This window comes from Prevotella pallens ATCC 700821 (assembly GCF_000220255.1).
Classification (GTDB): domain Bacteria; phylum Bacteroidota; class Bacteroidia; order Bacteroidales; family Bacteroidaceae; genus Prevotella; species Prevotella pallens.
This window is the reverse complement of record NZ_GL982544.1, coordinates 1-572: the sequence shown is the minus strand read 5'-3', so window position 1 is coordinate 572 and position 572 is coordinate 1. Positions and strand designations below refer to the sequence as shown.

1 pseudogene is annotated in these 572 nt (G+C 42.3%); it reads right to left on the bottom strand.

Features of this window, described 5'->3' with window-relative positions:
- A pseudogene (locus tag HMPREF9144_RS12595) lies at positions 1-572 on the bottom strand (TonB-dependent receptor plug domain-containing protein); the annotation flags it as partial.

Below are 572 nucleotides of genomic sequence, written 5' to 3'. Positions count from 1 at the left end.
CATTGTTCCATAGTGTCTCATTGCCATATCCTCCTCCGAGCGTTGCAATCAGGTTGAGCACTCCCTTCACACCCTCTTTCAGCCGTATATTAATAGAGGCTTGCTCCTCTGGTTGCAGCCCTTTTAAAGCTTTTATGTCTTGATGGCTCTCTAACACTTGTACTGACCCCACATTCTTTGGATCTATGCTGTTTGTGGCGATGCCGTAATGACCTTTCATAAGGTCAAGTCCTTCTATGTAGAAATTCTTGATGGGTTTACCCTGATAAGAAATCTGTCCATTCTTTGAAACGGTAATGCCAGGCATTTTCTTCAGGACATCTGCGATGGTTTGGTCAGATGAAGAAAGGAAAGAAGCTACGTTATAATTAATGGTATCGCCTCGTGAATACATTTTCTTCGCCTTTACTGTAACTTCTCGCAACTCAATTGTTTTTGCATCTGTCTCAATATTGCATTCTCCTGAACGGTTGGGTATCTTCATGACAACAGACTTCATTTCTATCCGTGACACACGAAGCATCAGACTGTCACAGTCGCAACGTACAGTAATCTGATATTTGCCATCATCA